The 13410-nt window shown below is 73.0% G+C and carries 11 protein-coding genes; 7 read left to right on the top strand and 4 right to left on the bottom strand.

Annotated elements, in window-relative coordinates; all coding sequences use genetic code 11:
- The 4 genes from AAHZ94_RS15765 to AAHZ94_RS15750 all read left to right on the top strand — a co-directional run.
- Window positions 1-1123: ATP-binding protein (locus AAHZ94_RS15765; RefSeq protein ID WP_349993511.1), on the top strand; the 1123-nt coding region annotated here is incomplete at its 5' end.
- Window positions 1120-1536, top strand: coding sequence for a roadblock/LC7 domain-containing protein (locus tag AAHZ94_RS15760; protein ID WP_349993510.1), 417 nt, complete (start codon window positions 1120-1122; stop codon window positions 1534-1536). The genes AAHZ94_RS15765 and AAHZ94_RS15760, both read left to right, overlap by 4 nt.
- A gap of 9 nt (window positions 1537-1545) precedes the next feature.
- Window positions 1546-1941 (top strand): DUF742 domain-containing protein, encoded by a 396-nt coding sequence (locus tag AAHZ94_RS15755; RefSeq protein ID WP_349993509.1) that lies wholly within the window; start codon window positions 1546-1548, stop codon window positions 1939-1941.
- A complete protein-coding gene (locus AAHZ94_RS15750; RefSeq protein WP_349993508.1) occupies window positions 1922-2530 on the top strand; it encodes a GTP-binding protein in 609 nt (202 codons plus the stop codon). Before AAHZ94_RS15755 ends, AAHZ94_RS15750 begins: the two co-directional genes overlap by 20 nt.
- Before the next feature lie 86 nt (window positions 2531-2616).
- On the opposite strand, the gene AAHZ94_RS15745 is transcribed toward AAHZ94_RS15750, so the two are convergent.
- Window positions 2617-3027 (bottom strand): Mpo1-like protein, encoded by a 411-nt coding sequence (locus AAHZ94_RS15745; RefSeq protein ID WP_349993507.1) that lies wholly within the window; start codon window positions 3025-3027, stop codon window positions 2617-2619.
- Window positions 3028-3383: 356 nt separating this feature from the next.
- On the opposite strand from AAHZ94_RS15745, the gene AAHZ94_RS15740 reads away from it, so the two are divergent.
- Window positions 3384-4193: a M15 family metallopeptidase gene (locus AAHZ94_RS15740; RefSeq protein ID WP_349993506.1), complete on the top strand. Its 810-nt coding sequence runs from the start codon at window positions 3384-3386 to the stop codon at window positions 4191-4193.
- A 151-nt stretch (window positions 4194-4344) separates the two neighbouring features.
- On the opposite strand, the gene AAHZ94_RS15735 is transcribed toward AAHZ94_RS15740, so the two are convergent.
- Window positions 4345-6738: a glycoside hydrolase family 31 protein gene (locus AAHZ94_RS15735; RefSeq protein ID WP_349993505.1), complete on the bottom strand. Its 2394-nt coding sequence runs from the start codon at window positions 6736-6738 to the stop codon at window positions 4345-4347.
- 495 nt (window positions 6739-7233) lie between these two features.
- Here AAHZ94_RS15735 and AAHZ94_RS15730 point away from each other — a divergent pair, with 495 nt between their 5' ends.
- Entirely contained in the window at window positions 7234-9252 is a 2019-nt protein-coding gene (locus AAHZ94_RS15730) for an acetoacetate--CoA ligase (RefSeq protein ID WP_349993504.1), read from the top strand.
- A 78-nt stretch (window positions 9253-9330) separates the two neighbouring features.
- Window positions 9331-10443 (top strand): DUF8829 domain-containing protein, encoded by a 1113-nt coding sequence (locus AAHZ94_RS15725; protein ID WP_349993503.1) that lies wholly within the window; start codon window positions 9331-9333, stop codon window positions 10441-10443.
- 54 nt (window positions 10444-10497) lie between these two features.
- On the opposite strand, the gene AAHZ94_RS15720 is transcribed toward AAHZ94_RS15725, so the two are convergent.
- On the bottom strand, window positions 10498-10887 hold the full coding sequence (locus AAHZ94_RS15720; RefSeq protein WP_349993502.1) for a nuclear transport factor 2 family protein: 390 nt from the start codon (window positions 10885-10887) through the stop codon (window positions 10498-10500).
- 320 nt (window positions 10888-11207) lie between these two features.
- Window positions 11208-13007 carry an ATP-binding SpoIIE family protein phosphatase gene (locus tag AAHZ94_RS15715; protein WP_349993501.1) on the bottom strand — a complete coding sequence of 600 codons (1800 nt, stop codon included), beginning with the start codon at window positions 13005-13007 and terminating at the stop codon, window positions 11208-11210.
- Between the last annotated feature and the right edge of the window lie 403 nt (window positions 13008-13410).

Below are 13410 nucleotides of genomic sequence, written 5' to 3'. Positions count from 1 at the left end.
CGTCAACGGCCCCGCGGTCGCCGACCTCACCCACCTCATCGCCGAACTGCTGGAGAACGCCGCCGTCTTCTCACCCCCGCACACCGCGGTACAGGTGCACGGCGAGCGGGTCTCCAACGGCTTCACCCTGGAGATCCACGACCGCGGTCTCGGCATGACCCCCGATGCGCTGCTCGAAGCCAACCTGCGGCTGGCCGAGACCCGCGACTTCGAACTCTCCGACACCGACCGACTCGGCCTCTTCGTGGTCAGCCGGCTCGCCCAGCGCCAGGGCGTACGCGTCTCGCTCCAGCCCTCCCCGTACGGCGGCACCACCGCGGTCGTGCTCATCCCGGCCAACCTGCTCTCCGAGGGCGAGATCGAGCTCGGCGGCGGTGAGCGGCCCAACGAGGACACGCGCAGGCTGCGCCCCTCCGAGACCGGCATCGCCGCGATCGGCCAGGGCTCCGGACCTCGCAAGGGCAAGCACGCCCGTGCGCTGGAGAACGACCCGCTGGACGGACCGGTTGAACTGGAGGCACCGATCACGCCGTTCGACGACGACGAGCCGGACGATGTGGAGGGCGGCTGGTTCCGTGGCCGCGGCGCGCCGCAGCCCGTACCGGAAGGCGGTCCCACCACCGAGCACCAGCAGGCGATCGACGACCAGACGCCTCCCTCCGGTGAGCCCGTCCCGCTGCCCCGGCGGCGGCACCCCGTGCTGGTCTCCGACCACGGACGCCCGGTGGACGGCCCCCGTGCCGGCCGCGACCAGCGCCCCGGTGGCGGCCAGGCGGCCCGCCCCATGGAGCCGGTGCCCGACCCCGAGCCCACGCTCACCGTGCAGCGCCCCGCGCCGCCGGCGGCCCGGCCCGCAGCGCCCACCTCGGCCACGGGTCTGCCGCGCCGGGTCCGGCAGGCCAGCCTCGCCCCGCAGCTCAAGAAGGAACCCGCCCCGCAGGCGGAGCCGGAACCGCAGCCGGACGATTCGGACCCCCAGCGTGATGCCGAGATGGCGCGGGCCAAGATGGCCTCGCTCCAGCGCGGTTGGCAGCGTGGCCGGCAGCAGCACACCACCTCCGCCGACTCCAATGGCCCGGCGGGCACAGCACCAGGAACGACATGGGAGGGGGACGGTCGATGACCGCACCATTCAACGCCGCGCCTAGGCCATCGCGCGAGCTGAGCTGGCTGCTCGACGAGCGCGTCGCGCGGGTCGGAAGCATCAGCAAGGCGCTCGTGCTCTCCGGAGACGGACTGCCGACCGGCGCATCACGGGACCTGACCGGGGAGGACGGCGAGCACCTGGCCGCCGTCGCCTCTGGATTCCACAGCCTCGCCAAGGGCGTCGGCCGGCACTTCGAGGTCGGCCGGGTCCGGCAGACCATCGTGGAACTTGATGACGCGTTCCTCTTCGTGACCGCAGCCGGCGACGGTAGCTGTCTGGCCGTGCTCGCCGACGCCGACTCCGACGTCGGGCAGGTGGCGTACGAGATGACGCTCCTGGTCAAGCGCGTCGGCACTCACCTGGGTACCGCTCCGCGGTCCAGTGGGTGATGGGGTGACATGAACACAGACGGGGAAGACACAGCGCGTTGGTTCGACGACGCGGCGGGGCCGGTGGTTCGGCCGTACGCCATGACGCGTGGCCGGACCCGCAGCCTGACCGAAGAAAAGCTCGACCTGATAGCGGTGGTCATCGCCGACACGCTCAAGAGCCGGTCGGTATCTGATCAAACGCTGTCCCCGGAACACCTCGACATCGTCGAGTTGAGCCGGGAAGCCCCGCAGTCCGTCGCTGAGCTCGCGGCCGAACTCGACCTTCCGGTCGGTGTGGTCCGGGTGCTCATCGGCGACCTGCTGCACGCGGCGCTCGTCCGCGTGTCTCGGCCCGTACCTCCGGCGGAACTGCCGGATGAGTGGATTCTGCGCGAGGTGATCAATGGTCTTCGGGCACTCTGACCGCGGGCGTTCCGGTGTTGTCGACCCGGTGACGCTGAAAATCCTGGTGGCAGGTGGTTTCGGCGCGGGCAAGACGACCCTGGTGGGCGCGGTCAGCGAGATCAAGCCGCTGCGTACCGAGGAACTGCTCAGCGAAGCCGGCCGGCCGGTGGACGACATCGGTGGGGTCGAAGGCAAGACGACCACCACCGTGGCCATGGACTTCGGGCGCATCACGCTCCGCGAGGACCTGGTGCTTTACCTGTTCGGCACGCCCGGACAGGACCGCTTCTGGTTCCTGTGGGACGAGTTGGCGACCGGCGCGCTCGGTGCGGTGGTGCTGGCCGACACCCGGCGCCTGGAGGACTGCTTCGCGGCCGTCGACTACTTCGAGCGGCGCGGCATCGCCTTCACCGTCGCGGTGAACTGCTTCGACGGGGCCCTGAGGTTCCCCGAGGAGAGCGTGCGCGACGCGCTCGACCTCGACCCGGACGTGCCCGTGATGCTGTGCGACGCACGGCAGCGCGAGTCGACCAAGAGCGTGCTGATCTCCGTGGTCGAGCACGCCATGAAGATCGCCGCTGAGCAGCGGTTGGCCGCCGGCGGCTGACCGCGCCAGATGCACCACTGCGGCCCGTACCCCATGCCCGGGGTACGGGCCGCAGCGCGTACGAGCCCCGCTCCGGTACGCGCGCCTCAGCCGGCCGCTCCCGGTGTGCCCCGCCCGCGCTGCCGGTGGTCGCGCCGCCGGTGGTCGTACTCGGGGTGCGCGGCCAGCCAGTCCCGGGCGATCGCCGACAACTCCGCGTCCCGGCCGGCCAGCATCATCGCGATCATCTGCCGGTCCCCGCGCAGCGACCAGAGCGGATGGCCGAAGGTCGCCGGATTGTTGCCCTCGATCAGGAAGTGCGCAGGCCACGCCGTGCCGTACCCCACCAGGGGCAGTGCGAGCACCCCGACCGGCCGCCGCCCGGCCAGGGCGCGGGCGGCGAGGGCGAGCCCGGTGAGGGTGCCCGCCAGGTGGACCCACCGCGTCGCGGGGCGTGCGTGCATGGCCACGTAGTAGGGCCAGAAGGTGTCGTACGAAGCAAACTTCTGCTCGTCCATCCGCACACCGTAGGGGACGCAACCAGGGCGCGGGCCGGAGCGTCCACTTCAGCATGACCGGTCGGGTGGGGTCCACGGGGGTGGCTCTGCCCGGCCGGTCACGCGGCGCCTGGCACACGGCGAGACCGGCCACGCGGCGAGCGCCACACGCACACCCACCCACGTCTCGCACACCCACCCCAAACCCACTGGCCGTCGACCACCTGACAACACGGCCACCAGGGCGGCACAGGTGCCACCGGGTGTCAGGCAGGTGTCACGGGTGACGGGGCTGCGGGTGACACGGACGGCGCGGACGGAACCCGGAGCGTGTCACCCCCTTCCGGCCACGGCCGTACGGCTGGTAGACCCGGGGCATGACCCGATGGAGTGCCGCCCTCCGCACGCTCGCCGCAGCCGTGGCCGCCCTGTCGCTCGTGACCGGCACGCCGGAACGGGCCCGGGCCACGCCCGAACCGACCGCGCCCGAGGAGTTCGTGGCGCTCCGCGACGTCGATCCGACGATCCTCCAGGAGATGCGCTACGTCACCCGGCACAACTTCGTGGGCCGGCCCGTCGACGGCTACCGGCAGCCGCTGTGCATCCTCACCGCACCCGCGGCGAAGGCCCTGCACCGCGCCCAACGCACCCTGCTCCGTCGCGGCTACTCCCTCAAGGTCTACGACTGCTACCGGCCGCAGCGCGCCGTCGACCACTTCGTACGCTGGGCCAAGGACCTGACCGACCAGCGGATGAAGGCCGAGTTCTACCCGCGGGTCGACAAGTCGAGACTGTTCGATGACGGCTACATCGCCGAGAAGTCAGGCCACAGCCGCGGCTCCACGCTCGATCTGACCCTCGTGCAGCTCCCGGCGAAGCCCACCCGTCCCTACCGGCCGGGCCAGCCACTCGTCCCCTGTTACGCGCCACAGGGCGAACGCTTCCCCGACAACGCGGTCGACACCGGTACCGGCTTCGACTGCTTCGACACCGTGTCGCACACGCTCGACCCCCGCGTGGTGGGCCGGCAGCGCGCCCACCGACTGCTGCTCAAGGACACCCTGGAGCGAGCGGGCTTCCACAACCTGCCGGAGGAGTGGTGGCACTACACCTACCGGCCCGAGCCCTTCCCCGACACCTACTTCGACTTCCCCGTCACCCGCGCGGCACTGCCCCACCACCACTGAACGCTCGCGCTCGGCGCCCCGCCGAACACCACCGCACGACCGGATCACCGCACCTCGACCACGGCACCCAGCCGCGGCCCCCACCCCAGCGCCCCGCAACGACGGGCAGCCGATGACACCCGGCCGCGACACCCGACCGTGCCCCGTACGGTCAGTTCGCCGCACCCGCCTCAGCATGCTCCAACCCCACCGCGTCCCCACGCACCCGCATCGCGTACTTCACGTCCTCCGTGCCCTCCTGTTCCACGACCACCCGGTCCCCGCGCAGCCGCGTCGTGAACCGCACCGTCGCGGGCTCGGCCCAACCCTCGCCCGTCTCGGTGACCAACACCCCGCCACCGGTACGCCCCGCCACCGGTGCCCACACCTCCAACTCGGTCTCACCCCGCTCGCTCGCCACCGGCAACACCGAACCCGCCCGTACCAACACCGGCACCCGCGACAGCGGCGCCTCCACCACGGCCCGCCCCGGACCGTCATGGGCCCGCCCGGTCGCCGCGTCGTACCAACGGCCGCGCGGCAGCCGCACCGTACGCCGCCTGGCGCCCTCCTCCAGGACCGGCGCCACCAGCAGCGAGTCACCCAGCAAGAAGGCGTCCTCACAGTCGCGCAGGGCACGGTCCTGCGGCCAGCGCCACCACAGCGGGCGGACGTAGGGCGCACCGGTGCGCTGCGCCAGGTGCGCCAGGGTGAGGAAGTACGGCACCAGCCGCTGCCGCTCGCACAGCGCCGCCCGTGCGTGCTCCAACACCTCGGGACCGAACTCCCACGGCTCGCGCCGCCCCGCGGTCAGCGCCGCATGGGTACGGAACAGCGGCAGGTAGGCGCCGAGTTGCAGCCAGCGCAGGTACAGCTCGGGCTCCGGCGACCCGGTGAAGCCCCCGACGTCGGGACCCGAGTACGGCACCCCGCACAGCCCGAGCCCGAGCACGAGCGACAGCGAGGCCCGCAACCCGGGCCAACCGGTGGCCACGTCGCCCGACCAGGTGCCGCCGTACCGCTGGAGCCCCACCCAACCCGAGCGCGAGAATAGGAACGGACGCTGCTCGGGCCGTAGCCGGCACAGCGCCTCGTGCCCGGCCCTGGCCATCGTCAGACCGTAGACGTTGTGCGCCTGCCGGTGATCACCGCCGTGCCCCTCCAGCGCGTGCCGCGCCGACAGCGGGAGCGTGGGATCGCCGAAGGCGGCGAAGGACACCGGCTCGTTCATGTCGTGCCACACACCGGCGAAGCCCTGCGCGAGCCGCTCCTCGTACCACTGGCCCCACCACTCCCGCACCTGCGGCGAGGTGAAGTCGGGGAAGACGCTTGCGCCCGGCCACACCTCGCCGCGCACCGCCTCCCCGCGCGCATCGCGCACGAAGACGTCCGACCTGACCCCGGACTCGTAGACCGGATTGCCCGGCTCCGCCTTCACCCCGGGGTCGACGATCGACACCAGCCGCACCCCGTCGTCGGCCAGGTCGGCCGCCAGCTTCGGCAGGTCGGGGAAGCGCTCGCGGTCCACCGTGAACACCCGGTTGCCGTCGAGGTGGTCGATGTCCAGATGCAGCGCCGACAGCGGAAGACCGCGCTCCAGATAGCCGTTGACCACCCGGCGCACCTCGTCGTCGCTGCCGAACCCCCACCGCGCGTGGTGGTAGCCCAGCGCCCAGCGCGGCGGCAGCGCGGGGGAGCCGGTCAACTGCGCCCAGCCGTGCAGCACCCGCGCCGGCGTCCCCACGAACACCCAGTAGCGCAGCGGCCCGCCCTGCATCCGCACCTCGCAGCGGCCGGGCCGGTCGTGCCCCGACCCCTCACCCTCCACACCCTCGCGCAGCTTCACCTCGCCGTCCCACGTGTTGTCGTGGAACAACAGGTGACAGCCCGCGTCGGCCACCACGAACTGCACCGGCATGGTCAGGTACAGCGGGTCGTCCTCGGGCCCGAAGGAACCCCCGGGGTCGGTGTTCCACAGCCGGTACGTACCGGTGCGCAGCCGCGGCCCCACGGCCCGCCCGCCAAGACCGAAGCAGCGGGCGTCGGCGGCCACCTCGGAGCGCTGCGTCCAGCGCGGCGGCTCCGGATCGCCCTCCTTGGCCGTGACCGGCTCCCACCAGCGCGGCGGCAGCTCACGCCGCAGCCGCACACCACCGGGCGTACGGATCTCCACCGCCCCGTCCCGCGCGATGGCCACCGTGACCCGCTCCGACACCACCCGCCAGCCGTCGTCCTTGTCGGGTTCGAGCACGGCCCGCTGGTCGACCTCGGGGCACGGGCCGGCCAGCGCGTACGACGGCTCGGGCGCCGCACCGTCCCAGCCGCAGAACACCGCACCGCCGGCGGCCACCTGCACGCGCAGTGACGAGCGCGCGAACCGCACCACGCCCCCGCCGGGCAACGGCTCAGCGCCCTCGGCGACCCCGGGCATCCGGGCCCGCTCGGCGCCCGTCGCGGGAAGCGCGTCCGCGTCCAGACGGCGTCTGCGCCACGCGGCCCGCACGGTCCGCAGCCCCCCGGCCGAACCGACCACTTTCACCGACCGCACCAGGTCACGCGCATCCATGCTGATCACCCTGCCATCGCCGGGACCAGCCAGAAGCTTCGTTCAACTGTCGTTCACCCGCTGTCACCCGAGTCCACCGCCACCCGTGATCTTCAACCCTCTCCGCCGTGCGAAATCCGCCATTCACACCCACTGCACGTGCACCGCACACCCCCACCGCACCGCCACGGCACACCCACGCCCCACCCACCCCTCAGCCCGCCCACTCCCACCCACACCAGCTCGGGTACGCGCCACCGTCACCCACCCCCACCGCGGCCCGACCGATCGCCCACCCGGGACGGACCCACGCTCCCCACCGACACCTGGTACGGGCCACCGACCACCCGCGGAACGGACCCGGCACGGCCCCACCACGGAGCAGGCCCGCTCTGGTGCGGATGTCGATCACATGGCATCGTCCTGCTGAGCCGCGTCGCACCCACGCCCCACCACCACCGGGGCCCGTGCCCGAACGCGAGCGGACGCAACCACGTGCCGAGTCCGGGAGCCGAGATGACCACCGCACCGCAGCCAGCAGCCCAGCCGGAACCCCTGTGGAGCCCCGGCCCGGACCGCATCGCGCAGGCCCAGGTCACCCGCTTCCAGAGCTGGGCGGCCGAGCGGTACGGCGCCCCGGCAGTCACTCCGGACGACCCCGCCACCAGCTACGCCGACCTGCACCGCTGGTCCGTGGAGCGACTGCCGGAATTCTGGGAGGCGGTCACCCGATGGTTCGACGTCCGCTTCACCACTCCGTACGAGAGCGTGCTGGCCGACGCCACGATGCCCGGCGCCCGCTGGTTCCCCGGCGCCACCCTCAACTATGCGGAGCACGCACTACGCACCGCCGACGACCCGGCCCGGGCCGATGAGCCCGCCCTGCTCTACGTCGACGAGACGCAGGAACCGCGCCCCGTGAGCTGGGCCACGCTACGCCGCGAAGTGGGCTCGCTCGCCGCCGAACTCCGCCGTCTCGGCGTACGCCCCGGCGACCGGGTCAGCGGCTACGTACCCAACGTTCCGCAGGCCACGGTCGCCCTGCTGGCCACCGCCGCGGTGGGCGCGGTCTGGACGTCCTGCGCCCCCGACTTCGGCGCCCGCAGCGTCCTCGACCGCTTCCAGCAGGTCGAACCGGTCGTCCTGTTCACCGTCGACGGCTACCGTTACGGCGGCAAGGAGCACGACCGCACGCAGACCGTCGCGGAACTCCGCGGGGAACTGCCCTCCCTGCGCGCCGTCGTCCACATCCCGCTGCTCGGCACCCCGACCCCCGACGGCGCCCTGCTCTGGGACGACCTCACCGCCGCCGACACCGAACCGGTCTACGAGACCGTCCCCTTCGACCACCCGCTGTGGGTCCTCTACTCCTCGGGCACGACCGGGCTGCCGAAGGCCATCGTCCAGTCCCAGGGCGGCATCCTCGTCGAGCACCTCAAGCAACTCGGCCTGCACAACGACATGGGCCCGGGCGACCGCTTCTTCTGGTTCACCTCCACCGGCTGGATGATGTGGAACTTCCTCGTCTCCGGCCTCCTCGTCGGCGCGACCGTGGTGCTGTACGACGGCAGCCCCGGCTACCCGGACACCGGCGCCCAGTGGCGCATCGCCGAACGCACCGGGGCGACCGTCTACGGCACGTCCGCCGCGTACGTGATGGCCTGCCGCAAGGCGGAGGTGCACCCCGGCCGCGATTTCGACCTCTCCCGCATCAAGTGCGTCGCCACCACCGGCTCCCCGCTGCCCCCCGACGGCTTCCGCTGGCTGCACGAGGAAGTGGCGGAAGACCTGTGGATCGCCTCGGTCAGCGGCGGCACCGACGTGTGTAGCTGCTTCGCCGGCGCCGTCGCCACGCTCCCCGTCTACATCGGCGAACTCCAGGCCCCCGGACTCGGCACCGACCTCCAGTCCTGGGACCCGCACGGCACCCCGCTGATCGACGAGGTCGGCGAGCTGATCGTCACCAACCCGATGCCGTCCATGCCGGTCCGCTTCTGGAACGACCCCGACGGCAGCCGCTACCGCGACAGCTACTTCGAGATGTTCCCCGGCGTCTGGCGCCACGGCGACTGGATCACCCGCACCTCCCGCGGCAGCGTCATCATCCACGGCCGCTCCGACTCCACCCTGAACCGGCAGGGGGTCCGGATGGGCTCGGCCGACATCTACGAAGCCGTCGAGCGGCTCCCCGAGATCAAGGAATCCCTGGTCATCGGCGTCGAACAGGCCGACGGCGGCTACTGGATGCCGCTCTTCGTCCACCTCGCACCCGGCGCCACGCTCGACGACGCGCTCCGCGACAAGATCAAGACCATCATCCGCGCCCAGCTCTCGCCCCGCCACGTCCCCGACGAGGTCATCGAGGTCCCCGCGATCCCGCACACCCTCACCGGCAAGCGCATCGAGGTCCCGGTCAAGCGCCTCCTCCAGGGCGTCGCCCTGGACAAGGCAGTCAACGCCGGCTCCGTGGACGACGTCGAACTGCTCCACTTCTACGAACGTCTGGCCCGCGAACGCGCCACGACCACCGCCTGACCTGCACTCCCGCGGCATTGTCAGACCCTGCGGTTACGGTGAGTGAGCATTGATCACCGTAACCACGGGGAGCCTCACATGTCATCCACACCGCACGACCGTCGACCCACCCATGAAGACCGGCCCGGGGGGGGGGGGGGGCCGGCCCCCCCCCCCCCCCCCCCCCCCCCCCCCCCCCCCCCCCCCACGCCCCCCCGGCGCGGGGGGGCGCCCGCCCCCCCCCCCGCCCCGGGGGCCGGCGGCGTCCCGGGCGACCGAGCAGGCGCGGAGTCCGGCCCCGGCTCCGGCAGCCGCCGGACGAGCACCCGCGGCAGCCGCCGCGCCACCCGCCGCGCCCTGCGCCACGAGTCACCTAGCGTGATCGCCGTGCTCGCCACCGAAGCGGACTTCACCGCCATGCGGGGGTATGCGTCCTTCCCCTTCACCGACCACGCGCGCTACCTACGCCAAGTGGACGGCTGGCTCAGGGCCCGCACGCTGCGCGGTGAGCACACGACCATCGCCCTCTTCGACCCCGATCTCTTCCGCGCCTTCTGCTCCGAGACCAGGCTCGACCCGGACCGCCCCACCAGCCGCGCCAGGTATGCGGCCGAGGCCGCCACCACAGGCCCGACCCTGCGGCACAGGCCGGTCCCACTGACCGACCTGGTGACGCTCCTACGCTCAAGCGGCGAGCGACACGTCACCCTGGACCGCGCGATGACGGCCCTCACCACGCTGGACACCTGCACCGCCTGCGGCGAAGGCGCGACATCCACCGCGTTCGGCCACGCCGGCCAAGCAATCGAGGCGCTGTTACGCGGAGCACGCCCGGGCCGCCACCACCTGGTGTGCAGCGTCCCCCTGGAATCCGGCTCGCTGATCGCGGCACTCCACATGCGGACCGCGCCCGGTGCCCCTGCCAGCCCATCGGCCGAGGACGACGACCGACATGCCTTCCGCATGGTGCTGGCCGTCGGATTGGCCGGCGCCCATTCGGGCGGCGTCGTCCTGCGCACCACGGGCCCGGACGAACGCGACACGGTCCACGGCTGGGCCCTCCGTGACGGCTGGCTGGCTCCGTTGACCGAGGCCCAGGTGTTCAGCGCCTACTGCACCGACCCCGACACCGGTGAGCCCGTTTCGCCCGAACCCGGCGTTGGGTACGGGGCGGGCTTCCCCCTGCCGCACCCGGACGATCAACGCCAATGACGGAGGTGGGGGGGGGGGGGGGCCCCCCCGCCCCCCCCCCCCCCCCACCCCGGTTCAGGCGCCGGGTGCCCGGTCGATGAAGCCGTAAACGGCGCGGATGCGGCCGTCTTCGGCGAACACCGCCACGTCGGACCCGGCCACCGGCGCCGACCCGTCGGTCTCGGAGACCAGCTCCCAGCCGAAGCGGGCGGTGTGGTGGTGCCCCTCGGCGACGGTCACCAGCCGGAAGGTGAAGGTGGGGAACTGCTCCTGCGCCCCCGCGATCACGGCCGCGAGCTGGTCGTGGCCGCTGACGTCGGCGAACGGGTCGGTGTACGAGCCGCCCTCGACCCAGGCGGCGGCCACGGCCCGCTGGCGCTCGGCCGGGTCGGTGGCGTTCCACGCGGCGAAGTACCGGTCGATGGCTGCCTGGTAGTCGATCGCGGCGGCGGTGGACTGGCTCATGGCAATTCCTCCTGGAGAGCGGCCGTCGTGACCGGGGCCCGATCCGGAGTGCGCCGGACCGGGTCCCGTTGCCCTCACTCTGCCGGGCGGCCCGGGGCCTGGTCGATTACCTGCGAGGTCATGCCGGCGGGCGGCCCGGCGCGGTCACCTCGGCGTAGTCGTCCCGGCGCGGTCGGGTCGGTGCGGTCACCTCGGCGTGGTCGTCCCGGCGCGGTCAAGTCAGCACGGGCGTCTCGGCGCGGGCCGGCGGCGCCGCCCCCGTCTGGCTGCCTCGCCCGCTCACCCCGCCCCGCCAGGGGCGCCCCGTGTCGCCGGGTCCGCTACTGGGGTACGTCCTGCTCGGCCCAGACGATCTTGCCGGTGGGGGTGCGGCAGGAACCCCACTGGCGGCAGAGCATGTTGATGAGCTGCAACCCGCGTCCGCCCTCGTCACTGACGTCGGCGTGCTGGATCTGCGGCAGGTCGGGGCCCCGGTCGGAGACCTCGATCATGAGGCGTTCGTACTGGATGAGCCGCAGTTGGCCGGGGCCCTGCCCGTACCGCAGTGCGTTGCCCACCAGTTCGCTGACGATGAGTTCGCTGACGTCGGCGAGGGCCGACAGGCCCCACCGGTCGAGTTCGCGGGTGACGTGGCGGCGGGCGATGGAGGCCGCGGTCCCGTCCGGCGGCAGGTCCCATACGGTCAGCCGCTCCGGCGGCTGCGCCGCGGTCGCCGCGGTCAACAGCACCGCCTCGTCGAAGCGCTGGTCGCTGCCGGGCAGCGCGGCCAGCAGGCTGCCGTCGTCCAGCCGGTCCGACGGCATCTGCGCCACCGTGCCGAGCAGCCGCCCGAACTGGGTGTCGCAGTCGTCGTCCCTGGTCTTGATCAGCCCGTCAGTGTAGAAGATCAGCCGGCTCTGCGGCGCGACGCGGATGCGCAGCGGGTCGTACGGGATCACGCCGGCCCCCAGCGGCGCCCCGGTGGGCACCTCCAGGTAGCTGGCCTTGCCGTCGGCCGCCACCAGCAGCGGCGGCGGGTGACCGGCGCTGGCCAGCGTGTACGTGTTGTCTGCCGGGTCGAAGACGGCGCACAGACAGGTGGCGACCTGGTCGTCCTCCAGGTCGCGGGTGGCCAGGTCGAGCCGGGCCAGGACGCGGTCGGGCGCGGTGTCGAGCATCATCAGGGTGCGGGCGACGGTGCGCAGCCGGCCCATGGTGGCCGCCGCGGTGACGCCGTGGCCCATCACGTCGCCGACCACCAGCGCGCTCCGCCCACTGGGCAGCGCCATCACGTCGTACCAGTCGCCGCCCACTCCGCGGGCGTCGGCGGCCGGTGCGTAGCTGGCGTGCACGGCCAGGCCCGGGGTGTGTGGTGCGGCGCGCGGCAGCAGGCTGCGTTGGAGCGAGACCACGTGTTCGCGCTCGCGCCCGTACAGCCTGGCGTTGTCGATGAACACGGCCGCGGTGGACGCCAACTGTTCGGCCAGCGCGAGATCGGTGGTGGTGAACGGGGGGCTGTCGCCGGCCCGTACGCAGTCGGCGCTGCCGAGCAGCAGGCCGCGGGCGATCAGCGGCACGGCCAGATAGCTGTGCACGCCGCCGCGGCGCATCTTGTCGGCGGCGCTGTCGGTCGAGGCGACTCGTTCGAAGTCCCGGTCGGTCATCCGCGCGACCAGGACCGGCTTGCGCTGTGCCAGGCAGACGGTGGTCAGCAGCGTCTCGCGGTGCGTCTCGTCGCGCACGATGATCTCGCCGACCGGGGAGGGTTCGAGGTCGGCCAGCGCGTCGACGGCCTTGACGGCGATGGCCCTGCGGGCGGCGAGGATGCCGCCGGTGGCGCCGCGGTCGCCCTCCTCCCCGTGCAGCACGGACTCCAGCAGATCCACCGCCACCGCATCGGCCAACTGGGGGACGACGAACTCGGCCAGTTCCCGTGCGGTGCGCTCCAGGTCGAGCGTGGTGCCGATGCAGGTGCTCGCGGTGGCCAGCCAGGCCAGCTTGGAGCGGGCGGTGAACTGGGGCGCGGTCCCGCCCGTCGCCCGGCTGGCGCGCAGCCGGCGGCGTGCCGCGGCCCGTCCGCGGGCGGCGCTCTGCGTGGCCAGCCGACTGGTCAGGCGCCGAGTGCGGCTGCCGTCGTTCACCGTGCTGGCCTCCCATCGCGCCCCGGCCGCCGTGCTGCTTATGAGTGTGCCGGTCAGACGGCGGGTGCGCCGCCCGGGCGCCATCCACGGGTGGCTGTTCGAGGTGGTTGTTGGAAGAGCGAGCGTATGTCGCTCTTCTGCAATGTTCAACGGCCGGGACTTGCCCTGGCCATCCTGTGTACCCCGGGGTGCGCCCGGGGTCGGCCCGCCCCGTGCCGCCGGCTCCCCGCCGGCCGTCCGATCGGTCGGGACCGGGCGGGGGTACGACGGGCCGGGCGGGCCACGCACCCGCCCGGCCCCGGGCGTCGGGGCTGCGCCGGCGCGGGTGCCCCGGGTGAGCGGCGGGGCGGGCGGGACGGGCTGCCGCACCGGGGGGCCCTGTCTCGTATTCACAACTCCGGGC

Origin of the sequence: Streptomyces sp. HSW2009, assembly GCF_040240285.1 — a bacterium.
In the GTDB taxonomy this organism is placed as follows: domain Bacteria; phylum Actinomycetota; class Actinomycetes; order Streptomycetales; family Streptomycetaceae; genus Streptomyces.
Note: the sequence above shows the minus strand (reverse complement) of the source record. Positions and strands in the feature narration are given on the sequence as shown.